Here is a 23,841-nt window from a genome sequence, read left to right as displayed (position 1 = left end):
ACGGTCCGGACCGGCCCGATGGCCGGCCCGGGGCAACTGCTCGGTGCCGAGCTCGGCGGGCGGCCCGTGGTCATCCAGCCGGGCTCGACCCGGGGACGGGGCTTCTCGGCATTCGACGCCGAAGACGGTTACCTGGTACGGGAGTTCGCGCTCGGCGCGGGCTTTTTCGGCGGCCCGCTCTGCCGGATGCACGTCGACGCCGGCGGCGAACGGCCGGTGCTGGTGGTCCTGGACCAGTTCCGGGGACTGCGCGGGACGGTGTTCCAGGTGGCCAGCGTGCCGGCGTCCAGGGAGGGGAGCTCGGTTGCCGGCCGCCAGGTGCCGGTGATGGTGACCCACGTGTCGGCGGCGGGGGCGGGGATGCCGTGGATCTCGACGTTCACCGCGCGGGCGTCGGCGGCACAACAGCTGACGATGATGCGGCTGAGCTGCCAGGTGGTGCCGTTCACGCGAGTGGCGAAGCCGGTGAGGCGGACCGTGCGGCCCTTGAGCGACTCCTTTCGGTCCCAGACGGCGCGGCTCGTGAACTCGGTCAGGGACAGGGCCACGGGATCCTGCGGCGGCAGCGGCGGGAAGGAGGCCTGCTTGGCGATCGTGCCGGAGCCGTCGCGGGCGACGGTGTAGGCTCCGAGCGCGGGCGGGGCGAAGAGCAGCAGCATGACGGCGGGCAGGGCGAGGAGCCAGGCCGGCCGCGGACCGGCTGCGGAATGCCCGTGGCCATGGTCGCCGTCGTGCTCCTCGCCGGTAGGGCGGACGTCACGTACGGCGGCGACGAGCCCGAACAGGAGCAGGACCACGCCGGTGAGGATCAGTGCCGGTCGGAGGCTCTCCTTGACATAGCGCAGATAGAGGTCGCTCTCCGTCATCGGCCCGCGGCGGGGCAACCCCGCCGGTCGCGGACCGGCACCGGGAGTGGCACGTGCGGCAGGTGTTCCACGGTGAGCCGCGCCAGTCGGTGGACTGACTCAGGCGGCCAGAGGCAGTGCCGTCGCTGCGCGCGCCTCGTCGTAGCGGTGGAGGATCAGGCGGGCCGCTGCCTCGTGGGCGGCCAGGGGGGCGCTCGTCCACGTCGCTGTCGTTGTGGCGGCTCGGCGGGCGAAGAAGCCCGGGGCCAGGAGGTAGGTGGCGACGGCTACTTCCCGGTGGCCGGCATCGTGGAGGGCGGCTACTGCCTCGTGGGGGGTGGGGGTTGCCGCTGACAGGTGGGCGGGGGTGACTGGGCGGCCCAGGTGGCGTGCCAGGAGGTGCGCCATCCGTGTCGTGTCGGCGAGGGCCGTCGGGTCGGAGGAGCCGGCCCCGGCCAGTACGACAGGGGCCTCGGGGGTGGCGCCGGTTTCGGCCAGTCTCGCCGCCAGGGCTTCGGCCAGCAGGGGGTGTGGGCCGAGCGCGCGGGCGACCTGGGACGTGGGGAGGCCGGCGGCGGCCAGGGCGGCCGGGATGTCGACGCGTAGGTGGTAGCCGGTGCTCAGGAGCAACGGGACCAGGATGGGGCTCTCGCCGCGCAGTTGGGATAGGGCCTGTTCGAGGGACGGCAGGTTCAGGTCCAGGAAGCAGCATCGGACGGTCAGTTCGGGGCGGAGTAGCCGAACGCGCCGCAGCAGAGCTCGAATTGTCGCGGACGAGGCCGCGTACCGGCTTCCGTGGGCTACGGCCAGCAGCATCAGCCGGCCGCCAGCCGGTAGCCCCGCTTCGGGACGGTCCGGATCAGCCCCGCGTGCGACCCCAGTGCCGCCCGCAACCGCCCGACCGCCGCCTCCACCGCGTGTTCGTCCGCGCTCGCGTCCGTCCAGGCCGCGCGCAGGAGTTCGGCGCGGCTCAGCACACGCCCCGGTCGCTCCGCGAGCGCCCGTAGGACGGCGGCGCCGCGCGGGCTGAGGAGGTGGCTCTCGCCGTCGACCAGTGCCGCGTTGCCCTGGAGCGTCAACACCACGTCGGACAACGGGATTTCGCGCCGACCGAGGGTGGGCAGGGTCTCTGCGAGCAGCCGGACGAGCGAGCCGAGCCGGCCGCGTTCCGGGTAGACCGTCGGCAGGCCGAGGTCCGCGAACGGCCGCGCGCACAGGGCGCCGACGCACACGGGCAGGACGTCCCCGCGCAGCGCGTCGAGTACCTGCGAGCGCAGGCCCTCGGCCTCCGCCGTGGCGAGGAAGGCGGCGACGGCGGGCGCGCTGGTGAAGGTGAGCGCGTGCACCTGGCGTCGGACGGTCTGCTCGACCAGCCGCCGTACCGGGGCCATGTCGTCCGGCGGGGCCCAGCGGTAGACAGGGACGGAGATCACCTCGGCGCCGCGCTCGCGCAGGGCCGCCGCGAAGGCGTCGAGCCGTACGCCGTGTTCCTGGACGGCGATCCGGCAGCCGTCGAGGGGGCGGGCGAGCAGCCAGGTGAGGAGTTCGTCGGTGGCTTCGGTGCCGGGGGAGAAGCCCTCGCCGAGGCCGCTGGCCCGTACCGCGCCGGTGGCCTTGGGGCCCCGGCTGAGCACGACCGAACCCCGGCAGGCCTCGGCGAGGGCGGCACCGCGGCCCCACCCTTCGGCGGCGCTCATCCAGCCGCGCCAGCCGACGCCCGTGGTGGCGACCACGTAGTCGAGCGGGGCGGCCAGGCACCGTTCGGTGGCCTCGCGCAGGGCGAGGTCGTCGGCGAGCGGCAGGATGCGCAGCACGGGCGCCTCGACCACCTGGGCGCCGCGCCGGCTGAGGAGGGCGACGAGCTCCTCGCGGCGGCGCGCCGCGGTGACCCCGATGGTGAAGCCGGTAAGGGGACCGGGCTGGGTGGTGGGGGTTGCCATGCAGGTCAGCGTGCGGCGCGCACGTTACGGGGGCGTTGCCCGCCCGTCACCTCCAGGTGACCGAAACGGATGCTCCGGTTACGGCTGGTGTCCCCTACTGCGCACCCTGGGGCCCGAAGGCCGTGAGTGAGGTGTACCGCGCGCGCAACACGGGTGACGCGGTCGCGAAACAGCGGAGGCGGACATTCCTCGGCATGAACCTCACCCGCCCGTCGGCCCCGCCGCCGACCACCGACACCCACTGCCCGTACTGCTCGCTGCAGTGCGGCATGCGGCTGGGCGGTGTCGACGTCGCGCCCGAGGTGCTGGAGCGGCCGGAGTTCCCGGTGAACCGGGGCGCGCTGTGCGGCAAGGGCCGTTCGGCGGCGGCCGTGCTCGCCCGGGACGTCCGCCTGACCGGCCCGCTGCTGCGCGACCGGCCCGGCGGGCCGCTGCGTTCCGCCTCCTGGCCGGAGGCGCTGGACCGCGTGGCGGACGGGCTCACCCGCACGAGGGAGGAGCACGGTCCGGACGCGGTGGGAGTGTTCGGCGGGGGCGGGCTGACGAACGAGAAGGCGTACCTGCTGGGCAAGTTCGCCCGGGTGGTGCTGCGCACCGCGAACATCGACTACAACGGCCGGTTCTGCATGTCCTCGGCGGCGGCCGCGCACCGCAGGGCCTTCGGCCTGGACCGGGGCCTGCCGTTCCCGCTGGAGGACATCCCGCACACCGGCTGCCTGATCCTGGTCGGCGGCAACCCGGCCGAGACGATGCCGCCGGCCATGCGCTACTTCCGCGAACTGCGCGAGAACGGCGGCACGTTGATCGTCGTCGACCCGCGCCGCACCCGCACCGCCGAGCTCGCCGACCTGCACCTCCAGCCCCGCCCCGGCGGAGACCTGGCGCTCGCGCTGGGCCTGCTGCACCTGGTGATCGCCGACGGCCTGGTGGACAAGGGCTTCGTCGCCGAGCGGACGACCGGCTTCGAGGCGGCCCGCGAGGCCGCGATGGCGCACTGGCCGGACCGGGTCGAGCGGATCACCGGCGTGCCCGCCCACCAACTGCGCGAGGCCGCCCGGCTGTTCGCAACCGCGGCCACCGGCATGGTGCTCACCGCGCGCGGTCCGGAGCAGCAGAGCAAGGGCACCGACACCGTCGGCGCGTGGATCAACCTGTGCCTGGCGACCGGCCACTCCGGCCGCCCGTTCAGCGGCTACGGCTGCCTGACCGGCCAGGGCAACGGGCAGGGCGGGCGCGAGCACGGCCAGAAGGCCGACCAACTGCCCGGCTACCGCTCGATCGAGGACCCGGCCGCTCGCGCGCACGTCGCCGGGGTGTGGGGCGTGCCGGCCGGGAGCATCCCCGGCCCGGGCAAGTCGGCGTACGAGCTGCTGGACGGCCTCGGCCGGCCGGACGGCGTCCGGGCGCTGCTGCTGGCCGGCTCCAACCCGGCGGTGTCCGCGCCGAACGCCGGGCATGTCACCGAGCGGCTGCGCGCGCTGGACCTGCTGGTCGTCGCCGACCTGGTGCTGTCCGAGACGGCGCGCCTCGCGGACGTCGTCCTGCCCGTGACGCAGTGGGCGGAGGAGGACGGCACCACCACGAACCTGGAGGGCCGGGTCATCCTGCGCCGCCGCGCGTTCGACCCGCCGGAGGGCGTCCGCAGCGAACTGTGGGTGCTGCGCGAACTCGCCGCCCGCCTGGGCGTCGCGACCGGCTTCCCGACGGAGGCCGAGGAGGCCTTCGACGAGCTGCGCCGCGCCTCGGCCGGCGGCGACGCCGACTACGCGGGCATCAGCTACCGGCGGATCGCAGCGGAGGACGGCGTGTTCTGGCCCTGCCCGGCCGAGGACCACCCGGGCACCAGGCGGCTCTTCCTCGACCGGTACGCGACGCCGGACGGACGGGCCCGCTTCGTGGCCGTCACCCACCGCCCGGCCGGCGAGGAGCCGGACGAGGAGTACCCGCTGTACCTGACCACCGGCCGGGTGCTCGCCCAGTACCAGAGCGGCGCGCAGACCCGGCGGGTGGCCGAGCTCACCAAGGCCGCGCCCGGCCCGTTCGTCGAGCTGCACCCGCGGCTCGCCGAGCGGCTCGGGGTGGCCGACGGGGAGCCGGTGGCGGTGACGAGCCGGCGCGGACGGGCGGTGGCCCCGGCGCGGATCACCGACGCGATCCGGGCGGACACCGTGTTCATGCCCTTCCACTGGCCGGGCGCGGGCCGGGCGAACAGCCTGACCAACCCGGCGCTCGACCCGGTGTCCCGAATGCCGGAGTTCAAGCTGTGCGCCGTCCGGGTGGAACGCGTCGAGCAGGAGGTGGCCCCGTGACCCCCGTGACCCCGAGGATCGCCGTCGTCGGCGGCGGAATGGCCGGCGCCCGCTTCGCCGAGCGCTACGGCGCGCTCGGCGGGCCGGGCACCGTCACCGTTTACGGCGCCGAGCCGCGCGCGCCCTACAACCGGGTGCTGCTCGCCGACGTCCTGACCGGGCGCTACGACGCCGAGTCGATCGCGCTGCCACTCGGCGGCGCCGAAGCACGGCCCGGCTGTGAGGTGGTGGCCCTCGACCCGGCCGCCCGCACGCTGACCCTGGCCGACGGCACGGCCGAGCCGTGGGACGAGCTCGTCCTCGCGACCGGCTCCAACCCGGTGCTGCCGCCCGTGCGCGGGCTGCGCCGCCCCGACGGGCTGGCCCTCGCCGAGGGCGTGCACACCCTGCGCACGCTGGAGGACTGCGGTCGGCTCGCCGAGGAGGCCGTCACCGCGAAGCGCGCGGTCGTGATCGGTGGCGGGGTGCTCGGCGTGAGCGCCGCGCGGGCGCTCTCCGCGCTCGGTGTCCGCACCGAAATCGTTCACCAGGGACCATATCTGATCGAGCGTCAACTCGACCAGGAGGCGGCCGAGGTGCTGCGGGAGCGCCTGCTCGCGCTCGGCGTCGACACCTACGCCCGCAACCGCGCCCGCGCCGTCCACGGCGGGGAGAAGGTCGGCGCGGTGGAACTGGCCAACGGCTACCGGCTCGACTGCGACCTGGTCGTGCTCGCCTGTGGCACCCGCCCCCGCACCGCCCTCGCGTACGGCGCCGGGCTGCCCGTCGGCACCGGGATCCTGGTGGACGACCGGCTCGCCACCGCCGCCCCGCACGTGTCCGCGATCGGCGACTGCGCCGAGCACCGCGGCACCGTCCACGGCCTGGCCGGCCCCGCCTGGGAACAGGCCGACGCGCTCGCCCGGCGGCTGTCCGGCGCCGACCCGGACGCCCGCTACACCGGCAGCCTCCCGCGTGCCCGGCTCAGCACCGGCGACCTGGAGTACGCGGCCTTCGGCGCCGTCGACGAGACCCTCGACCCCGGCCTCGACGTCCTGCGGATCGCCGACGCGACCCGCGGCAGCTACAAGAAGCTCGTCCTGCGCGGCGACCGCCTGGTCGGCGCGATCCTGCTCGGCGACCTGGCCACCGTGGACGCGCTGGCCAGCGCCTTCGAGAGCGACGGACCGCTCGGCGGCCACCCCCTGCACCTGCTCACCCGAGGAGTACCGCGATGACCACAGACCACCGCAGCGCGAACGGCACTGTCCGCGACCTCGTCCTGGTCGGCCACGGCATGGTCGGCCAGCGCTTCCTGGAGGCCTTCACCGCGCAGCCCGCCGCGGCCGGCTGGCGGGTCACCGTGCTCGCCGAGGAGCCCCGGCCCGCGTACGACCGGGTCCACCTGAGCGCGCTGTTCGACGGCAGCACCGCCGAGGACCTCTCGCTGTGCCCGCCCGGCTTCCTCGCCGAGCACGGCATCGACCTGCGCCTCGGCGACCCGGTCACCACGATCGACCGGGCCGGGCGGACCGTCACCACCCGGTCCGGTTCCGAACTCCACTACGACGCACTCGTGCTGGCCACCGGCTCGGTCCCGTTCGTCCCGCCGGTGCCCGGCAAGGACGCCCCCGGCTGCCACGTCTACCGCACCATCGAGGACGTGGACGCCATACGCGCGGCCGCCAAAACGGCCCGCACCGGCGTCGTCGTCGGCGGCGGGCTGCTCGGCCTGGAGGCCGCCGGAGCGCTGCGGGCGGGCGGACTCACCACCCACGTCGTCGAGTTCGCGTCCCGCCTGATGGCCGTCCAGGTCGACGACGGCGGCGGCGCCGTGCTCCGCCGCAAGATCGAGGACCTCGGCGTGACGGTGCACACCAGCGCCGGCGCGAGCGGTGTCGTCACCGGCGAGGACGGCCGGGTCACCGGGCTCGCGCTCTCCGACGGTCGCGAATTCGCCGCCGACCTCGTGGTGTTCTCGGCCGGCGTGCGCGCCCGCGACCAGCTCGCCCGCGACTGCGACCTGCCGGTCGGCGCCCGCGGCGGCGTCGTCGTCGACGAGCACTGCCGCACCGCCGACCCGGCGATCCTCGCCATCGGCGAGTGCGCCCAGGCCGCCGACGGCCGCGTCTACGGCCTCGTCGCCCCCGGCTACCAGATGGCCGAGACCGCCGCCCGCACCCTCGCGGAGCTGCCGGGAGAGGGCTTCACCGGCGCCGACACCTCCACCAAGCTCAAGCTCCTCGGCGTCGACGTGGCCAGCTTCGGCGACCCGCACGGCACCGCCGAGGGTGCGCTCGACGTGCTCTACAGCGACAGCCGCGGCGGCGTCTACCGCAAGCTCGTCATCGGGCAGGACGGCGCCCTGCTCGGCGGCGTCCTGGTCGGCGACACCGACGCCTACGGCACGCTGCGCCCGCTCGCGGTGGCCGGGAAGCCGCTCACCGTCCCGGCCGAACAGCTCGTGCTGCCCGCCGGGTTCGCGAACGCCGGGCCGGTCGCACTGCCCGACGACGCCGTGCTCTGCTCCTGCCACAACGTCACCCAGGGCGCCGTCCGCGCCGCCGTCCGCGACCAGGGCTGCGACAGCGTCGCCGCCGTCAAGAAGTGCACCCGGGCCGGCACCGGCTGCGGCAGCTGCATCAAGCTGCTCGGCACCGTCGTCACCGATGAGCTGGAGGCGGCCGGCGTCAGCACCGACAAGGGCCTGTGCGAGCACTTCGCCCACACCCGCGCCGAGCTGTACGAGATCGTCCGCGTCACCGGCATCACCGCCTTCTCAGACCTGCTCGACCGGCACGGCAGCGGCGAGGGCTGCGAGGTCTGCAAGCCCACCGTAGCCTCCATCCTGGCCAGCCTTGGCAACGGCCACATCCTCGACGGCGAACAGGGCGCCCTCCAGGACTCCAACGACCACTTCCTCGCCAACCTCCAGCGCAACGGCTCCTATTCGGTCGTCCCGCGCGTGCCCGGCGGCGAGATCACCCCCGAGGGCCTCATCGCGATCGGCGAGATCGCCCGCGACCACGGCCTCTACACCAAGCTCACCGGCGGCCAGCGGATCGACATGTTCGGCGCCACCGTCGACCAGCTCCCGGTGATCTGGCGCAAGCTGGTCGACGCCGGCTTCGAGTCCGGGCACGCCTACGGCAAGTCGCTGCGCACCGTGAAGTCCTGCGTCGGCGAGACCTGGTGCCGCTTCGGCGTCCAGGACTCCACCACCCTCGCCATCGAACTGGAGCTCCGCTACCGGGGGTTGCGCTCCCCGCACAAGCTCAAGGCCGCCGTTTCCGGCTGCGCCCGCGAGTGCGCCGAGGCGCAGAGCAAGGACTTCGGCATCATCGCCACCTCGGCCGGCTGGAACCTCTACGTCGGCGGCAACGGCGGCATGACGCCCCGGCACGCCGACCTGCTCGCCGCCGACCTCGACCGCGAGACACTCATCCGCACCATCGACCGCTTCCTGATGTTCTACATCCGCACCGCCGACCGCCTCGAACGCACCTCGGTCTGGCTGGAGCGCCTGGAGGGCGGCCTCGACCACCTGCGGGCCGTCGTCCTCGACGACTCGCTCGGCATCGCCGCCGAGCTCGATGAACTGATGGTCCGTCACATCAGCGGCTACCAGGACGAATGGGCCGAGACCCTGGCCGACCCCGACCGGATGCGGCGCTTCTCCTCCTTCGTCAACGCCCCCGGAACCCCCGACCCGGCCGTGACCTTCGTCCCCGAACGCGGCCAGATCCGCCCCGCCCGCCCGGGCGAGGACGGACAGTCCCTCACCGCCCTCACCGGCCTCAACGCCCTCAACGCTCCGGTGCTCGTCGCCGGAGCCCGACTGGAGGTGCTCACCCCGTGACCGTTCAGATCCACGACGGCACCCGCTGGCACGCCGTCTGCACCCTCGACGACCTGCAGCCCGGCCGCGGCGTCGCCGCGCTGATCGGCGACGCGCACCAGGTCGCGCTGTTCGTCGACCGCACCGGGACGCTGTACGCCGTCGACAACCTCGACCCGTTCAGCGGCGCCCAGGTGCTCTCCCGCGGCCTGCTCGGCAGCCGCGGCGACCGCCCGACCCTCGCCTCGCCGATGTACAAGCACGTCTTCGACCTCACCGACGGCCGCTGCCTCGACGAGGACACCGCCCCCGACGGTAGCCCGGCAGTCCTGAAGATCTGGCCGGTCCGGGTGTCCGGGGGTGCGCAGTGACCACCGCCGTCGACGCCAGACCGGCCGAACTGCGCGCCTGGGACCCGGAGGACGAGGAGTTCTGGCAGCGCTCCGGCGCCCGGATCGCCCGGCGCAACCTCGTCTTCTCCGTCCTCTCCGAGCACATCGGCTTCTCGGTGTGGAGCCTGTGGTCGGTGCTCGTGCTCTTCCTCGGGCCCCAGTACCACATCGACACGGCGGGCAAGTTCACGCTCACCGCGCTCCCCACCGCGCTCGGCGCGCTGCTGCGCCTGCCGTACACCTTCGCCGTCGGGCGGTTCGGCGGGCGGAACTGGACGGTGATCAGCGCCCTGCTGCTGCTCGCGCCGACCGTGCTCGCTGCCCTCGTCCTGCGGCCCGGCGTCTCGTACGGGACGCTGCTCGCGGTGGCCTGCGTGGCCGGTGTCGGCGGCGGCAACTTCGCCTCGTCCATGGCCAACATCAACGCCTTCTACCCGCACCGGCTCAAGGGCTGGGCGCTCGGCATCAACGCGGGCGGCGGCAACCTCGGAGTGCCGGCCGTGCAACTGCTCGGGCTGCTCGTCCTCGCCACGGCGGGCGTGGCCCACCCGCGGCTGCTGCCGCTGGTCTACCTGCCGCTGATCGTGCTCGCGGCGGCGGGGGCCTGGTGGAAGATGGACAACCTGGCGGTTTCCTCGACCGGCGAGGGACGGGCGCTCAGGGAGGTGGCCCGGGACCCGTACGGCTGGGCCGTGTCGGCGCTGTACATCGGCACGTTCGGCTCGTTCATCGGGTTCGGCTTCGCCTTCGGGCAGGTGCTCCAGGTGCAGTTCCACGACCGCTTCGACACCCCGGTCAAGGCCGCCGCGCTCACCTTCCTCGGGCCGCTGCTCGGCTCGCTCCTGCGGCCCGTCGGCGGACGGCTCGCCGACCGCTGGGGCGGCGCGCGCGTCACGCTCGCGACGTTCGCGGCCATGGGCGCCGGGACGGCCGTCGTGCTCGCCGCCTCCCGGGCGGGTTCGCTGCCGCTGTTCCTGGGCGGGTTCGTCGCGCTGTTCGTGCTCAGCGGGATCGGCAACGGCTCGACGTACAAAATGATCCCCGCGCACTACCAGGGCCGGGCCCGGGCCGCCGTCGCAGCGGGCGCCGACCCGGCGACGGCGGAGGCCGACGCACGGCGGCGCTCAGCCGCGCTCATCGGGCTCGCGGGCGCGATCGGGGCGTTCGGCGGGGTGATCGTCAACCTCGCCTTCCGGCAGTCGTTCCAGGCCAGCCACAACGGGGACGCCGCGTACCTCGGCTTCCTGGCGGCGTACCTGGCGTGCTCGGCGCTCACGTGGCTCGTCTGGCTGCGGCCGGGCGCGCGGACGGGGCTGGTGCTGGACCGCGCTGCGCGCCCGTAAGGACTGTTCCTCCGGGCCCCTGCGCGGGGGGATCACGCAGGAGTTCGGGCCGAACGAGATGCAAAGGTGGTTCATCCCTCACGACGTCCTCCCCGGACTCGGTGAAGTGCTCATCGGTCCAGATAGCAGCCTGGACGGCTCTGCACAGCTGATCCTGGGAGCGGCGTCACTACCCCCGCTCGTCTGGCCCCGCGCTGACCAATGACGGGCGCCGCCTCCGCCTGGACGCAACCGGCAGGCTCGTCGTGCGCGTCACGTGCCGCTTCGCTCGACAACAGCCAAGGACGACGCCGTCATGACACAGCTCCTTGCGTCATCAACGTCCGGAACCGACGCCATCCTTGCGTGAGGGGAGCGGGGAGGGCAAGCAGGCGACAACACGGGCTGCCAAGGCAGACACCTCCCCGAACGACCTCAGCGCTGCTTGGCCTGAGCCTCCTTGGCGGACGCCTCCAGTCGGTTCCAGTGACCCTGGTACCACGCCTCGTCGCCGCCATCCATGTTGCTGTTGTCCTCCCGTATACCGACCTTGCCGTCGATCAGCTCGCGGACGATGTCGGCGTGGCCGGCGTGCCGGTTCGTCTCGGCCGTCATGTGCAGCATGATCCGCTGAAGCGTCACGTCTCCGCTGTCGCCCCACCACGCGACGTGGCCCATCGCGTCGAGCGGTAGCGCCTCGATCGTCGCGTCCGCGTGCGCCCAGGCGCGGTGGTAGAGGCTGAGAACATCCTCGCGCGACTCGTCGGCGGGCGCCCACATGTCCGCGTTGGGCTCGGCGCCCTCCTCGTGCCAGGGGAGGGATTCGTTGTGCGGGCGGCCGAAGGTCGGACCGAAGTACCCGAGTTCGACGCTGGCGAGGTGCTTGACGAGGCCGAGGAGGTTGGTGCCGGTCGGCGTCAGGGGGCGGCGGATGTCGTACTCGGACAGTCCGTCCAGCTTCCAGACGAGGGCTGCGCGGGCTGCTTTGAGGTAGCGGTGCAGGTCGTCTTTGGGGTCATTGGGCTTCATGGGACCGAGTCTCGCATCACCTACCGACAGCGGTCGCGTGAGTTCGCCGGCCGCCCAGGATGCACCAGCCGGCGACAAGGCCTCGAAGTAGCCACCGGGTGCTCCGGGCATGGGGCGTTCGTCGCCCCGGGGCCGGGCCGACCCGTCATCAACCCGGGGATGACGCGCACCCCGGAAGCCCTGGAGCCGCTCCGAAATCCGATGGATCCTCAGCCGCGAGCGAGGGTGGCGGCGACCGAGAACCACCCGGTGGCACTCCCCGCCGGCCCCGTCGCCGAGTTGCTCGGCCACGCCGCCGCCCGTTACCTCCCGCCCGGGCCCGACCCCCGGTCGGTGGGGTTGGCCGGCCCGGGCATCCCCGAGCCCCGGCCCCGCCCCGACGTCCTCCTTGTCCCCCGTCACCCCGACACGGGTGAGCCGTGGCGCCCACCCGGCGGCGATGCGACGGTGGTGCCGCTGGACAGCGGAGTCTGGGCGTACCTCGCCAGTCCCGCGGAGGAGACCTCGCCGACGCCCGCCACCGGGGTGCTCCCGGCGGGTGTCCTGCGTGACGACTACCCGCTGCCGCCGCGTCCCTGGTACCCCCTGGAACCCCACAACGGCGCCTTCAGCGCCACCCTGGTCCGGCTGCCCGCGATCCGTGGCCCCCGGCTGCGCAGATACCACGACGCCGCGTACCGATCGTGAACGCCGGACGGACGATGGCGGGGACGCTTCGAACCGTCCCAGCGTCCGTGACCGTCCCCTCCCCCGACCTCGCTCCGCCACGAGTACCCGAGGCCCGCCGTCCGCGCCGCCGCGATGGCCTCGCCCCGGCTGCCCGCCCCCTGCACCCGTTCCCCTTCCTGCGAGCCATGGAGGCAAAGACTCGGCGGTCGATGCGGCTGGACGGGTGCAGTTCGGCACCTGGCTTCGGCGGCCTCCGCCCGAAGCGGCGCGCCGGCGGGTTACATGGGCCTGCGTCTCGCCGCGGGGCGTGCCGGCGTCCTTCACGGACCCGGACCCGACGGATGAAAGAGCACCATGGCAGAGCGCGACCCTCGCGACCGCACCAGCCGCAGCCCTCTCCTGCGCGGGCTCGCCGCTGCCGTGCTCACGGCCGCCGTGCTGGCGGCCTCAGCGGGACCCGGATACGGGACCGGCGCGGCCGCCCTGGCACCCGGCACGCATTTCACGCCGTTGACGGCGGCGGTGCTGACCGAACCGACGCCGTTCGACGCCACGGACGGCAGGACGCATCTCTCGTACGAACTGCTGACCACGAGCGCACTGTCCGGCAGCACGCCGATGCGGCTCGACCGTGTCGAGGTCCGAGACGCCCGGACCCACCAGGTCATCGGCTCGCTGAGCGGGCAGGCGCTGAGCGAGGCCGCCAATCCGGTGGGCGACCCCCTGCCGGGTGCGGACGGGTACACCCCACCGCCGCCCGCGCCGACGCCGACCGTCATCCAGGGATCCCAGCAGTGGATCATCTGGCTCGACCTGACCCTCGACCGCGGTCAGCCGGCGCCCGACGTCCTCGAACACCATCTCTCGGGTGCCATCCTGACCGCCTCCGGCCCCTCCGCGTTCGAGGAGACTGTGCAGGCCACCCCGATCGCCCGCACCGCGCCGTTGAACCTGAACCCGCCGGTCCTGCCCGGCACCTGGTACGCCAGCGAGTCGTGCTGCGGCAACACCCACCACCGGCGCGGCCTCGCCCCGATCAACGGCCGCTTCGGCGTGCCGCAGCGCTTCGCGATCGACTGGTACCGGGTCGGCGAGCAGGGGCAGGCCTGGGAAGGCGACCCTGCCCAGCTCACCAGCTACCTGAGCTACCGTCAGCCGGTCGTGGCGGCGGCCGGCGGCCGGGTGGTGGAGGTCCAGGACGGAATCCCGGACAACCCGCCGCCCGTCACGCCGCCCGTCCCGCCGATCGAGGACACCGTCGGCAACCACGTCACCGTGGAGGTCGCGCCGGGCCGCTATCTGCTCTACGCCCACCTGCAAGCCGGCTCGCTCGGCGTCCGGGAGGGCGACTGCGTCGAACCCGGCCAGGTCCTCGGGCTGATCGGCAACAGCGGCAACTCCACCACGCCGCACCTGCACTTCCAGGTGACGACCACAGCCGAGTTCTTCCCGACCGACAGCCCGCCGTTCACCTTCCAGCGGTTCCGCGTCCTCGGACAGGTCGAACCCCGGATCTGGGACGACAACCTGGGCCTGCAGCCGACCGGCGTCCTGCCGATCACGCCCTCGCCGTACGAAGGCCTCCACCGTGCGCAGTATCCGCTCGACCGCGAGGTCCTGGACTTCTGACCGGGCTCCGGCCGCATCCCGCTCCGGCCTGGGGACGCATCAGGCGGCTCAGACGGTGTCGCTCGCCGCGAACTCCCCTGTCAGGCCCGCGCGGGCCAGCGCCCGGACGATGGCCGGCCGGTCCAGCGGGTCGTCGTTGCCGTTGGTCTGCCCCAGGCGTTCCAGCAGCCTCTGCGGTTCCAGCCGGTACGCCTCCGCGTCGGCCAGGAGGCTGTCCGCGCTCTGCCCGTCGACCGTGTCGTCCAGGTGGTTCGTCAGATCGCCCAGCACCTCGCTTCGGTCGATGAAGGAGCTCATACCGCAGTCCAGGCCGTCGTCGTCAAGGCCGTCCGGGTACGGCGCCCGGGCCCAGGCGCCGTTCTCGTACCAGTAGACGCAGCCGATCTCGTGCCCTGCGAGCCGGTCCCGCAGTGCCTCGTAGGGCAGCCAGTCCGGGCCGCCCGCCAGCACGTCGATCGCCGGCTCGTACCACTTGACGTCGCTCGCCTCGTCCTCGCCGTAGAGCACGAACCGGCCCTCGCCCCCCTTGGACATGACCCACCAGGTGCAACCGCAGTCGTCCCAGTGCAGACCCTCGTCATCGATCCACCGGCCGGTCCGGTAGCGCGGCGGGCGCTCCTCGTCCTCGGTGGTCGCCTCAAGGGCGGCGAGCAGCGCCCAGCGTGCCCACAGCTCCTCGGCCGGCGGAAGGTCCTCCGGCAGCCCCGGCCGGTGAACGGTCATGTGTGCCCCCGCGTGCGTTCGGATGGTGATCTCCGCCAACGATACGGTCCGCCGCCGACAGGACCGCCCACGAGGTCGACCGACTCCGACAAGCACGGCGACCTGCCCCGGCCCGCGCGCCGCTCGGCCGCCGGGCTTCGATCAGTGCGTCCGTTGGCTCCGGACATCGAGGCGGGGTCGACCTCGGTCGCGGCCGTCACACGGTCCAGCCCCCGGCCTTCTTCGTACGCCGCGGCGAAGGAGTCCGCGCCCAGCGCGTTCGACCGGCTCACGTGGCGAGTTCTCAAAAGGACCGGAAGATACCGGCGGGGTCGATCCGCGCGGCTTCGACGACGTCCGCGAAATCCAGATTGGCGATCGACAGGTTCGCGTGGATGTCGCCGATACCAGCGGGTACGGTCCGAACGGCTCCGCCGTGTGCCTCGAACTCCTCGTCGCTCGCGTACTCCTCCCGGGTCGGCACGGACACCGCCAGCAAGGTGTGCTCGTGGTCCTTCATCGTGACGCGGTCTGCCAGGTACACGATGCTCAGTTCCCGGTCGCCGGAGAGTGCGGCGACCACGTCATCGGGCGTCGCTCCCGACCAGGCCGGATCGTCCAGGATGTGGAGGTAGGGATCGACATCGTCACTACCGTCGAACTCCCACGGCTTCGAGAGCTCCACCAGCACGGCCTGCCAGGCCTCGTCGTCACCGAAGTCGGTTCTGATGACCAGTGCGGCGAACTCGTCGCGGTCGGCAATGGCGGGCAGCATTCTCGGGCTCCGATCTCCACGGGAGTGTACGTACGCACACAGCATTCCAGCCGCCGCCGACAGTGGGCCACACTCCGACCTCCCCCCGTTCCGCGACCCGACCGGCGGCGACGGCGACTGCGACTGCGTCAGGGGGTGCCGGTCCGTCACCGGACGGCACCGGCACCGTAAGGTCCTCTCCGAGGACACGAGGCCCGCCCGCCCGGTCGGACCGGGGCGCCGGAGGGGCGCCGGGCTACGGGAAGACGAGACGAAGGGCTGGCACGTCACATGCAACAGCGCAGTCTGCGGGACCTCCAGGTGTCGGCCATCGGCCTCGGCTGCATGGGGATGTCCGCCTTCTACGGCACGGCCGACCAGGACGAGGCCACCGCGACCATCCGGCGCGCCCTGGATCTCGGCATCACCTTCCTCGACACGGCGCAGGTCTACGGACCGCTCACCAACGAGTCCCTGGTCGGCGAGGCCATCCGGGGACACCGTGACGAGTACGTGATCGCCACGAAGTTCAACTACCGGATGGACGGCGCCGTTCCGGGCGACATGTCGACGGTGGGCCGCCAGGACGGCTCCGCCGAGCACGTCCGCAGTTCCGTCCACGGTTCGCTCGCGCGGCTCGGGACCGACCGCATCGACCTGTACTACCAGCACCGGGTCGACCCGGCCGTGCCCATCGAGGAGACCGTCGGCGCGCTCGGCGAACTGGTCGCCGAGGGAAAGGTGCGCCACATCGGGCTGAGCGAAGCGAGCGCGGAGACCATCCGCCGCGCCCACGCCGTCCACCCGGTCACCGCCGTCCAGACCGAGTACTCGCTCTGGACCCGGGACGTGGAAGCCGAGGTGCTCCCCACCTGCCGGGAACTCGGAATCGGCTTCGTGCCGTACTCCCCGCTCGGCCGCGGTTTCCTCGCGGGCCGCTTCAGCTCCCCCGACGAGCTCGACCGGGACGACTTCCGCCGCAGCAACCCGCGCTTCACCGAGGCCAACCTGGCGGCCAACCTCCGGCTCGCCGACAAGGTGAAGGAGATCGCCGCGGAAAAGGACATCACCCCCGCCCAGCTGGCCATCGCCTGGGTCCTGGCCCGCGGTGAGGACCTCGTCCCGATCCCGGGCACCAAGCGCCGCACCTACCTGGAGCAGAACGCGGGCGCCGTCGACGTCGAGCTGACCGACGAGGACCTGGCCCGCATCGACGCCGAGCTGCCCCGGGCGGCGGGCGAACGCTACGACGAGAACGGGATGCGGGCGGTGAACCGCTGAGCAGCCGCCGCTGACCGGCTGCGCCCGCACCCGGGCCCTGGGAACGCAGGGCAGCCGGGAGGGACCGAGCGACTGAAGCGACCCGGGCGGGCAGTTGCGGCGTCGGCGCCCGACTGCGCCTGTCCGCGATATCGACCGGCGCACGTCGAAAAGCATCGGTCCCCGCGCGGTCGTCACTTCTGGAAGGGGCTCGGCTCCCAGGCCTTCCCGCCGATCGGGTAGCTGTACAGCGGCCGACCCTTGACCGCGCTGGTGCGGAACGGCGTGCCGTCGCCGAGGCCGATGGGCAGCGTGCCCTTGCGGTTGCCGCTGGACCACTCCAGTTCCAGGTACCAGCTGACGTCGTGGGAGGTGGTCTCGGCACTGACCTCGATGACCTCCGGGTCCCGCTCGCTCACCTTGACCGGCAGGCCGGTTCTGCCCTCGCTCACGACCGGACGGGGGCGGGCCGCGTCCAGGTCGAGGTCGAACGAGTGGACGCCGACTCCGCCGCCGCAGCCGTCGGCCATGGAGTAGGCGTTCCAGGCCAGCGGGGCCGCGATCCGGGCGATGCGGACGTTGAGCGCGGTCAGCACCACGGTCTCGCTGCCGGTGCCCTGCACCGTGAGCTCGATGGACTGGTAGTGGCCGGGGACCGCCCCGACCTTGGAGACCCAGGCGGGGACGTCCACCACCGCAGGCGGCCGGGGGACTTGCGACGGCGGGCGGTCGACGAGGTACCGGTTGCACTCGGCGTCCCAGCGGGACGGGCGGACCGCGACGGTGATCGGGGCACTCGCACTCTGGTCGGCGGCGCCGGTCGGCCCCGACGGGGTCGCGCCGGCGGCGACCGGCGTGGCGCCGGGGGTCGGGAGCGGGGCCGACGATCCGGCGGACGGCCCGGCGGACGGCCCGGCGGACGGCCCGGCGTGCGCCGCCGGGGCGGGAGCCGAGGCGGGGTCACCGCCCGTGTGGCTCTTGAGACCGGTGGCGACGGCCCCGATGGTGGCGAGCACCGCGGCAGCCGTCACGGCGGCGAGTACACCCCGGCGCACTCGCCGCTGCGGCGGAACGGCGGGGGTGCGCGTCGGGGCGGCCGTCCCGTCCTCCGCGGCGCCTCCCGCGGCCGGTCGCGGTTCCGGTACCGCCTCCGGTTCCGGCGCCGCTTCCGCCTCCGGTTCCGGTTCCGCAGGGGTCTCCGGTGCCGCAGGCCCGGGAGCCGCAGAACCCCCCTCAGCCGTCGCAGCCACCGCAGCCGTCGCAGTCAGCGCAGCCGCTGACGGAGCCTTCGCCGCGGGGGCGGGTGCGGACGCCTGCCGGTTCCCCCGTGCCGCGTGGGCGGTGACCCACAGCCGATAGAGCTCGGTGCGCTCCTCCGGTGTCGCCCGGCACAGCCGCGCGAGGCGCTCCAGCGGGGCGAACTCCACCGGCATCACATCGCCGTTGCAGTAGCGGTGCAGGGCCGACGTGCTCACGTGCAGCCGCTTCGCCAGCGCGCCGTAACTGAGCCCCGACCGGCTCTTCAGCTCCTGAAGCAGCCGCGCAACCTCGTCCGACTCCCTCAACTCCCCGATCCCCTCTGACACTGATCCTCCACCCGCGCGTGAACCTCCCGGTGATCGCGCCCCCGGCTCCGGTCGTCGCCGACAGCCGGATCACCGGGACGCGGGCCGACGTGAGCTCCGGCAGACAAGCACGCCGCAGACCGTCCCACGGTTCCCCCGAGACCGCCGCCGGCACCGGCCGTGCCGTCCCAGCGCCCCGCGAGCGCGTCCCAGGAAGGTTACGTCCTCCCAGCTCAAACCGGGTAAAGGCGTCCCCGCGTCCCTGATCGCCGGCCCACCGTTGCGGCTGGGACGAACGGGCGCACAAGCTGACGTCGAACACCGAGAGGGAGCAACTGTGAGCACTGTTCGAGCGGCCCGGGCCGCGATACGCACCAACGACCGATTCCACCGCGGTGCGGTGGCACTGGCGATGGGCGGGGTCCTGCTGATGTCCGCGGCCTGCGGCGACGGCCAGGGCAAGGGCACTGACGCCGCCGCCTCCGGCACCCCCGGCGGGGCGGCCGCGGCGGCTGCCCCGACGACGCCGAGGACGTCGACCGCGGTGCTGGACATGGAGCCGAAGGACGGGGCCCAGGGAGTGGCACCGACCGCGCTCCAGGTGTCCGTCTCCCACGGCAAGCTCACCGCCGTCGACGTGACCGACAAGGACGGCAAGCCCGTCCAGGGCTCGATCACCCCGGACGGCACCGGCTGGAAGCCCGCCGCCGCGCTCGCCCCCGGCACGACGTACACGGTCAACGCCCAGGCGAAGGACGCCGACGGTCTGGTCTCCGCGGCCACCAGTGCCTTCACCACCGTCTCGCCCGGCAAGCAGGTGTCCACCAACGACAACATCGCCGACGGCCAGACCTACGGCGTGGGCATGATCGTCAAGGTGGACTTCAGCAGCAAGATCGTGAACAAGGACGCCGTCGCCAAGGGCATCACCTTCGAGACGGACAACGGCACCGAGGTGAAGGGCCACTGGTTCGGCGACAACCGGATCGACTTCCGCCCGGCGGAGTACTGGAAGCCGAACACCAAGGTCACCATCCACTACCGGCTGAAGAACGTCGAAGTCGCCCCCGGCGTCTGGGGCGACATCGACAAGGACGAACCGTTCACCATCGGCCGCTCCCAGGTCTCCACCGCGGACGCCGCCACGCACCTGATGACGATCAAGCGGGACGGCAAGTCCACCACCGTGCCCGCCACCCTCGGCGACGAGCAGTACCCCTCCTGGGGCGGAACCATGGTCATCATGTCCAAGGAGAACGTCACCCACATGAACTCCCAGACCGTCGGCCTGGGCAATGAGTACAACATCCCTGACGTCCCGCACGCGATGCGGCTGACGAGGAGCGGCACCTACCTCCACGGGAACTACTGGTACAAGGGCGATCCGTTCGGCACGGCCAACACCAGCCACGGCTGCGTCGCGCTCAAGGACGTGGAGGGCGGCAGCGACACCTCCCCCGCGGGGTCGTTCTTCAACAGCTCGCTGATCGGCGACGTCGTCACGGTCGTGAACACCAAGGAGAAGACCGTCGCCCCCGACAACGGCCTCGGCGGCTGGAACCTCCTCTGGGCCAACTGGTAGCACCCGCCCGCCGAGGAGCCGTCCGCCGCCGCCGAGCAGCCGGTCCTCGTCGTCGAGAACCTCGACCGGCCCGCCGACACCGGAGTCGTCGCGGCGTGACACGGTTCATCGGATTCAAGCGCCACCTGCACGCCGGGGTGGTCGCGGGCGAGGCCACCTACCTGCTCTCCGAGCGGGAGGTGCTGGCGCTCCAGGGCGCGCACCTGGCGAGGGTCGCGCGGACCTCAACCCCATCCCGCTCTTCGTCCGAACCGGTCATGCCCGCAGGGGCGACCGGGGAAGTCGGCCGTGTCAGAAGTTTGGCTTGCGCCCAGGACCTCCAGGACAATGACGGTCGGCGGCACAGCGAGCGGGGGATCCATGAGCGATCGGCGCGACGGGCAGCGCTACTTCAAGGCGCCGATCCGGTTCCGGCGGACGGGCCGGAGGACCTTGGTCCTCTTCCCGACCGCTCTGGCCTGCGCCCTTGCCTTCGTCCTCGCCGCAGCGGCCAAGGGCCGGGATCCTACGATGATCGCACTCTTCACGGCCGGCCTGATCGTCGCCTACGTCATCGCCGCCTCCTTCGTGGGCCCCCTCTGCGGCAGTACCACGGTGAGTACCACGGGCCTCACCACGCGGACCCTGCTGAGGACACGTGTGGTCCCCTGGCCGCAGGTGCGGTCGTTCGGGTTCTCACCGGAGGTCAACCGGGGCATCGATCACTGCCTCCTCGAGGTGCGCCGGCACAAGGGGCGGCCGGTCGTCCTGCCAGGCCTGGTCGCATCGAGCGCCGACGACCCGGAAATCCGGTCGCGCCTCTCGGAGCTGCGGGCCGCGTGGGCCGCAGCCCAACCCGGTGCCACGACCGAGTAGTTCGGCCCGACCCCACCGTCACACTCGAACTCGTGCTCAGCGTGGTCGGTACGACAACGGCTCCTCACACCGCCGGCATCGACGACGAACGTGAACGGCTCGGCCGATTCCTCCAGGATCAGCGCGGAGGACCACGCGCCGACGTCCGCCGACGCTCGCATGCTCCGACCCCTCACCACCCGCGGGGCGGTCCGTCAGGACGGTCGGTCAGGACGGCCCGTCAGGGCCGGTCACCGGTACCGCCGCTGGTGGGGGGCGGAGTCTGCCTGCCGCTGCCCTGCGGCTCTCGCGCCCGGGTGGGAGCGCCGCCACAGGGTGGCGGCAGGCATCACCCGGTAGGTGAAGACCAGGTGGACGGCGATGACGATCACGGCGGGAATGGCGCCGATCATGACCACGAGAGTCGGCATGACGTTGGCGAGGACGGCGAGGACGGGGCGGGCGTCCAGGCCTCGCGCCGCCCATGGCGCCACCATGAACAGCGCGACGACGACGGAGCCGCCGAACAGCAGGGCGGCCAGGCTGATGTATTCGAGCCCCTCCAGCAGCAGTGACTCCGACGTCCAGGTGCCGCCGAGGGCCGCGGTGAAGGCCAGCGAGGCCAGTGCGAGGAGCAGGACGAGCGGGGCCAGGAAGCAGGCGACGTAGTACGCCACGGCGCGCCCGAACCAGCGCAGGGCTGCCCGCCGGTGGCCGGCCGAGGTACGGGTACCGATGGCGAACGGGAGGAGTAGGAGCGGCAGCACGAGCAGGAGGTACATCGCCGGGTCTGCGCCGGGGTAGCCGTCGGACAGCTCGAACACGGTCAGGTAGGCCGCGGGCAGCAGGACGAGCAGGGCGACGGTGAAGGAGTGGACGGTGGCGTAGCAGAGACCGCGCCGCCTCCTCCTGTCCGGCTGGCTCCTCACGCCCGGCTGCGGCCGACGCCGCCCGCTGCCGCCGCTGCCGCCACCGGCGCGCATCGTCGCCGGGGACGCGGCGGATGCTCCCCCGACCGGTCCTGCGCCTTCCGCAGCCGCCCCAGGCCCGACGTGCTGAAGCATGTCCATGCCCCCCTCCATAAGATTGAACGCGTTCAAAATATGGTGTGGCGGCCCCCCGGTCAATCCTGTTGCCGGCATACACACCTGACGCCGCCCCGGCCCGGACGCGAAGCCGGCAGGCCGGCCACCCACGGGAGCAGCGAGCAGCAGGACAGCCGGCGGGGGCAACAGACCCGGGGAGACCCCCAGCACGGACCCGGTCTCCCCCACCGTTCACGAGCTCCCCCTTCTCCCTGCGGCATCGCACCGGTCGCTGACACCACGGAACACGCGGTCGAGAATCCGCATCGACGCCCACGGCATCGCCGCCGGGTCGCGTCCGAGGGCAGCGAAGCAGGCCCGCTCCCTCACGGGAGTCGGTCCGGCTCGTGCGCTCCCGCGCCGTTCTCAGCCTCGCGTCACGGCCGCCGGGCCGGGAGCCGTCCTCGTCGTCGCGCCTCGTGCGTGGTGGGGGTGCGGGCCTCCTGCCGGGCCATCAGCTCGGCGGCAATGGCCAGTGCCCCGCCGGGGGCGATCTCCTCCAGGTCTTCGAGGACCATCGCCCAGCCGCCGAGGAACACGGCCCGGGCGGCCAGCCTGCGGGCGCGGGCGGGCTCCGACACCTCCACCAGAGCGGCCAGTGCACGGGCCCGCGTCCGGCCGTGGCGGATCGTGTGGGCGACGTCCTCGGCCCGCTCCGGCTCGCCCTGGCGGGCCAACGCGCCGACGACGTCGATGAGCGCCTCGTCCCGCCCCCAGCGGTCGGGGATCGCGGGGACGAGGGCCTCGGCCCGGGCCGTCTCGCCGCGCCGGGCCAGCTCGCCGACGACGGCCATCAAGGCCCGGCTCCGCGCCCAGCGGTCCGCGAAGGCGCGGGCGAGGTCCTCGGCCTGGTCCGTGTCCCCGGACCAGGCCAGCACCTCGACGATCTCGGCCTTGCGCGCCGCGCGCAGATCGGGCTCGACGATCCGGTCGGCGATCGCCATGGCCCGCTCGACCTGCCCGTGCCGGGCCAGCAGCAAGGTCACGGCCTCCCGCAGCCCGAGGCTGTCGAGGCCCGCGTCGGAGCGGAGCAGTGCCTCGGCCCGGCCCGCCAAGGCGAGGGCCACCTCCCGGTCGGCGGTCTCGGCGACCGCCTCCAGCAGCTCGGGCACGATCCGGGCGTCGAAGGGCGGGCGGGGCCGGGCGAGGATCGTGAGACACAGGGCATCCGAGTCGGCGTCGCTCTCCGGCGACCCTGCCGCCGCTGCCTCGGCAGCCGCCGCCTCGGCAGCCTTCGCGGCGGCGGCACGGACCAGGCTGCGCAGCACGGCGTCGAGCCGGTCCAGGTCACCGCTACAGGCCTCCAAAGCCAGCACCGCGACGAGGAACGAGCGCTGTCCGACACCATTGCGGCTCTCGCACCGCACGAGGTCCTCCACGCGGTCGGCGAACGTGCCGGCCAGGACGCGGTCCCCGGCGGCGAGTGCGATCTCCATGCCCGTGACGAGCACCCGCCCCATCTCCGCGCCGCCCGCGCACTCGGCGGCTCTGGCGGCGTACCCGAGCGCCGCGGGGAAGTCGCCGCTGTCGGCCACCGCCTTCGCCAACCCGGCCCACGCCCGCGGCCAGTTGTGCGGATAGCGGACCGTCTCCACCAGGCCGACGGCGCGCCCGCGTTCACCGGCGCGCGCCACCGCCGGGATGTGGGCGACCAGGGCGCAGTCCCGCAGCGAGCGGTCGGTCAACGACTCGGCGAGCGCCCGCGCACCGTCCAGGTCTCCGGCCTCGCCCGCCGTCCGCACCAGACGGACGAGGTCCTTCTCCGGACCGGACCGGCCCGCGCCCGTCCGAACCAGCTCGACCGCCCGGGCGAGATGACCGGCACGCACCAGCGCCACCGCCAGGCCCATGCCGGCGCCCCTGTCCGCTTCCTGGTGCGCCGCCACCCGCAGGACCGTCAGCAGGCAGGGAACGGACCCGCTGCGCAGCAGGCCCCGGTCGCCGCTGCTCGGCGGAGCCGGGCCCAGGCGCTGGTCCCCAGCCCTCGTCACGTAGAGCGCTGGGCCCAACTGGGCCAGCCCCTTCGGCATGCGCGATCCCCCTCGCCGGCGACTGCTCCTCGCACCGCGCGAGACGACCGCCGCCTGGACCGACACGATAGTCCGAC

General features: G+C 73.3%; 19 protein-coding genes and 2 pseudogenes. 11 read left to right on the top strand and 10 right to left on the bottom strand.

From position 1 onward, the window contains the following. Positions 1-128: 128 nt before the first annotated feature. A complete protein-coding gene (locus tag ACZ52J_RS35395; RefSeq protein WP_465624650.1) occupies positions 129-866 on the bottom strand; it encodes a TIGR03943 family putative permease subunit in 738 nt (245 codons plus the stop codon). Between ACZ52J_RS35395 and ACZ52J_RS35390 the strand changes: the two are divergent. Next, positions 862-964, top strand: a pseudogene (locus ACZ52J_RS35390) (phosphorothioated DNA-binding restriction endonuclease); the annotation flags it as partial. The gene ACZ52J_RS35395 and the pseudogene ACZ52J_RS35390 overlap by 5 nt on opposite strands. Position 965: 1 nt before the next feature. On the opposite strand, the gene ACZ52J_RS35385 reads toward ACZ52J_RS35390, so the two are convergent. Both ACZ52J_RS35385 and ACZ52J_RS35380 read right to left on the bottom strand, forming a co-directional pair. Next, positions 966-1,661 (bottom strand): sirohydrochlorin chelatase, encoded by a 696-nt coding sequence (locus ACZ52J_RS35385; protein ID WP_465624648.1) that lies wholly within the window; start codon positions 1,659-1,661, stop codon positions 966-968. After that, a complete protein-coding gene (locus ACZ52J_RS35380; RefSeq protein ID WP_465624646.1) occupies positions 1,661-2,785 on the bottom strand; it encodes a uroporphyrinogen-III synthase in 1,125 nt (374 codons plus the stop codon). The genes ACZ52J_RS35385 and ACZ52J_RS35380 overlap by 1 nt, the downstream gene beginning before the upstream one ends. 194 nt (positions 2,786-2,979) lie before the next feature. On the opposite strand from ACZ52J_RS35380, the gene ACZ52J_RS35375 reads away from it, so the two are divergent. From ACZ52J_RS35375 to ACZ52J_RS35355, 5 genes are read left to right on the top strand one after another with little or no spacing between them, the layout of a single operon-like run. Next, complete coding sequence (locus tag ACZ52J_RS35375; RefSeq protein WP_465624644.1) at positions 2,980-5,094, top strand: molybdopterin oxidoreductase family protein; 2,115 nt, start codon at positions 2,980-2,982, stop codon at positions 5,092-5,094. Then, on the top strand, positions 5,091-6,311 hold the full coding sequence (locus tag ACZ52J_RS35370; protein WP_465624642.1) for an NAD(P)/FAD-dependent oxidoreductase: 1,221 nt from the start codon (positions 5,091-5,093) through the stop codon (positions 6,309-6,311). Before ACZ52J_RS35375 ends, ACZ52J_RS35370 begins: the two co-directional genes overlap by 4 nt. Further along, a complete protein-coding gene (gene nirB / locus ACZ52J_RS35365) occupies positions 6,308-8,932 on the top strand; it encodes a nitrite reductase large subunit NirB (RefSeq protein WP_465624640.1) in 2,625 nt (874 codons plus the stop codon). The genes ACZ52J_RS35370 and nirB overlap by 4 nt, the downstream gene beginning before the upstream one ends. Then, positions 8,929-9,282: a nitrite reductase small subunit NirD gene (gene nirD / locus ACZ52J_RS35360; RefSeq protein WP_465624638.1), complete on the top strand. Its 354-nt coding sequence runs from the start codon at positions 8,929-8,931 to the stop codon at positions 9,280-9,282. The genes nirB and nirD overlap by 4 nt, the downstream gene beginning before the upstream one ends. Continuing rightward, positions 9,279-10,646 (top strand): nitrate/nitrite transporter, encoded by a 1,368-nt coding sequence (locus ACZ52J_RS35355; protein ID WP_465624636.1) that lies wholly within the window; start codon positions 9,279-9,281, stop codon positions 10,644-10,646. The genes nirD and ACZ52J_RS35355 overlap by 4 nt, the downstream gene beginning before the upstream one ends. A gap of 414 nt (positions 10,647-11,060) precedes the next feature. Here ACZ52J_RS35355 and ACZ52J_RS35350 read toward each other — a convergent pair whose 3' ends face one another. Then, positions 11,061-11,654 carry a DinB family protein gene (locus ACZ52J_RS35350; protein ID WP_465624634.1) on the bottom strand — a complete coding sequence of 198 codons (594 nt, stop codon included), beginning with the start codon at positions 11,652-11,654 and terminating at the stop codon, positions 11,061-11,063. Positions 11,655-11,903: 249 nt separating this feature from the next. Between ACZ52J_RS35350 and ACZ52J_RS35345 the strand changes: the two genes are divergently transcribed. Together ACZ52J_RS35345 and ACZ52J_RS35340 are read left to right on the top strand one after the other, a co-directional pair. Further along, positions 11,904-12,341 carry a hypothetical protein gene (locus ACZ52J_RS35345; protein ID WP_465624632.1) on the top strand — a complete coding sequence of 146 codons (438 nt, stop codon included), beginning with the start codon at positions 11,904-11,906 and terminating at the stop codon, positions 12,339-12,341. Positions 12,342-12,677: 336 nt separating this feature from the next. Next, the gene (locus ACZ52J_RS35340; protein WP_465624631.1) at positions 12,678-13,952 is read left to right on the top strand and encodes a M23 family metallopeptidase; all 1,275 of its coding nucleotides are present in this window, start codon (positions 12,678-12,680) and stop codon (positions 13,950-13,952) included. 48 nt (positions 13,953-14,000) lie between these two features. Here the strand turns inward: ACZ52J_RS35340 and ACZ52J_RS35335 are convergent, their stop codons facing one another. Both ACZ52J_RS35335 and ACZ52J_RS35330 read right to left on the bottom strand, forming a co-directional pair. Continuing rightward, the gene (locus tag ACZ52J_RS35335) at positions 14,001-14,675 is read right to left on the bottom strand and encodes a hypothetical protein (protein ID WP_465624629.1); all 675 of its coding nucleotides are present in this window, start codon (positions 14,673-14,675) and stop codon (positions 14,001-14,003) included. Positions 14,676-14,958: 283 nt separating this feature from the next. After that, positions 14,959-15,429, bottom strand: coding sequence for a DUF6924 domain-containing protein (locus ACZ52J_RS35330; protein WP_465624627.1), 471 nt, complete (start codon positions 15,427-15,429; stop codon positions 14,959-14,961). 270 nt (positions 15,430-15,699) lie between these two features. Here ACZ52J_RS35330 and ACZ52J_RS35325 point away from each other — a divergent pair, with 270 nt between their 5' ends. Continuing rightward, positions 15,700-16,689 (top strand): aldo/keto reductase, encoded by a 990-nt coding sequence (locus ACZ52J_RS35325; RefSeq protein WP_465624625.1) that lies wholly within the window; start codon positions 15,700-15,702, stop codon positions 16,687-16,689. A 173-nt stretch (positions 16,690-16,862) separates the two neighbouring features. Here the strand turns inward: ACZ52J_RS35325 and ACZ52J_RS35320 are convergent, their stop codons facing one another. Then, the gene (locus ACZ52J_RS35320) at positions 16,863-17,699 is read right to left on the bottom strand and encodes a hypothetical protein (protein ID WP_465624736.1); all 837 of its coding nucleotides are present in this window, start codon (positions 17,697-17,699) and stop codon (positions 16,863-16,865) included. A 339-nt stretch (positions 17,700-18,038) separates the two neighbouring features. Next, positions 18,039-18,254, bottom strand: a pseudogene (locus ACZ52J_RS35315) (helix-turn-helix domain-containing protein); the annotation flags it as partial. A gap of 316 nt (positions 18,255-18,570) precedes the next feature. On the opposite strand from ACZ52J_RS35315, the gene ACZ52J_RS35310 reads away from it, so the two are divergent. Continuing rightward, a complete protein-coding gene (locus ACZ52J_RS35310; protein WP_465624623.1) occupies positions 18,571-19,815 on the top strand; it encodes a L,D-transpeptidase in 1,245 nt (414 codons plus the stop codon). 327 nt (positions 19,816-20,142) lie between these two features. After that, complete coding sequence (locus ACZ52J_RS35305; protein WP_465624621.1) at positions 20,143-20,670, top strand: PH domain-containing protein; 528 nt, start codon at positions 20,143-20,145, stop codon at positions 20,668-20,670. Positions 20,671-20,900: 230 nt separating this feature from the next. Here the strand turns inward: ACZ52J_RS35305 and ACZ52J_RS35300 are convergent, their stop codons facing one another. Beyond that, on the bottom strand, positions 20,901-21,719 hold the full coding sequence (locus ACZ52J_RS35300) for a hypothetical protein (protein ID WP_465624619.1): 819 nt from the start codon (positions 21,717-21,719) through the stop codon (positions 20,901-20,903). Positions 21,720-22,111: 392 nt separating this feature from the next. Next, positions 22,112-23,764, bottom strand: coding sequence for a hypothetical protein (locus ACZ52J_RS35295; RefSeq protein ID WP_465624617.1), 1,653 nt, complete (start codon positions 23,762-23,764; stop codon positions 22,112-22,114). Between the last annotated feature and the right edge of the window lie 77 nt (positions 23,765-23,841).

It is taken from the genome of Kitasatospora sp. NPDC034035 (genome assembly GCF_055575755.1).
The sequence above is the reverse complement of the archived record's forward strand: the minus strand, read 5'-3'. Positions and strand labels throughout refer to the sequence as shown.

Coding starts and splice junctions, on each gene's coding strand:
- ACZ52J_RS35395 (WP_465624650.1), bottom strand. CDS start 866: ATGACGGAGAGCGACCTCTATCTGCGCTATGTCAAGGAGAGCCTCCGA.
- ACZ52J_RS35385 (WP_465624648.1), bottom strand. CDS start 1,661: ATGCTGCTGGCCGTAGCCCACGGAAGCCGGTACGCGGCCTCGTCCGCG.
- ACZ52J_RS35380 (WP_465624646.1), bottom strand. CDS start 2,785: ATGGCAACCCCCACCACCCAGCCCGGTCCCCTTACCGGCTTCACCATC.
- ACZ52J_RS35375 (WP_465624644.1), top strand. CDS start 2,980: ATGAACCTCACCCGCCCGTCGGCCCCGCCGCCGACCACCGACACCCAC.
- nirB (WP_465624640.1), top strand. CDS start 6,308: ATGACCACAGACCACCGCAGCGCGAACGGCACTGTCCGCGACCTCGTC.
- ACZ52J_RS35350 (WP_465624634.1), bottom strand. CDS start 11,654: ATGAAGCCCAATGACCCCAAAGACGACCTGCACCGCTACCTCAAAGCA.
- ACZ52J_RS35340 (WP_465624631.1), top strand. CDS start 12,678: ATGGCAGAGCGCGACCCTCGCGACCGCACCAGCCGCAGCCCTCTCCTG.
- ACZ52J_RS35335 (WP_465624629.1), bottom strand. CDS start 14,675: ATGACCGTTCACCGGCCGGGGCTGCCGGAGGACCTTCCGCCGGCCGAG.
- ACZ52J_RS35330 (WP_465624627.1), bottom strand. CDS start 15,429: ATGCTGCCCGCCATTGCCGACCGCGACGAGTTCGCCGCACTGGTCATC.
- ACZ52J_RS35325 (WP_465624625.1), top strand. CDS start 15,700: ATGCAACAGCGCAGTCTGCGGGACCTCCAGGTGTCGGCCATCGGCCTC.
- ACZ52J_RS35305 (WP_465624621.1), top strand. CDS start 20,143: ATGACGGTCGGCGGCACAGCGAGCGGGGGATCCATGAGCGATCGGCGC.
- ACZ52J_RS35300 (WP_465624619.1), bottom strand. CDS start 21,719: ATGGACATGCTTCAGCACGTCGGGCCTGGGGCGGCTGCGGAAGGCGCA.
- ACZ52J_RS35295 (WP_465624617.1), bottom strand. CDS start 23,764: ATGCCGAAGGGGCTGGCCCAGTTGGGCCCAGCGCTCTACGTGACGAGG.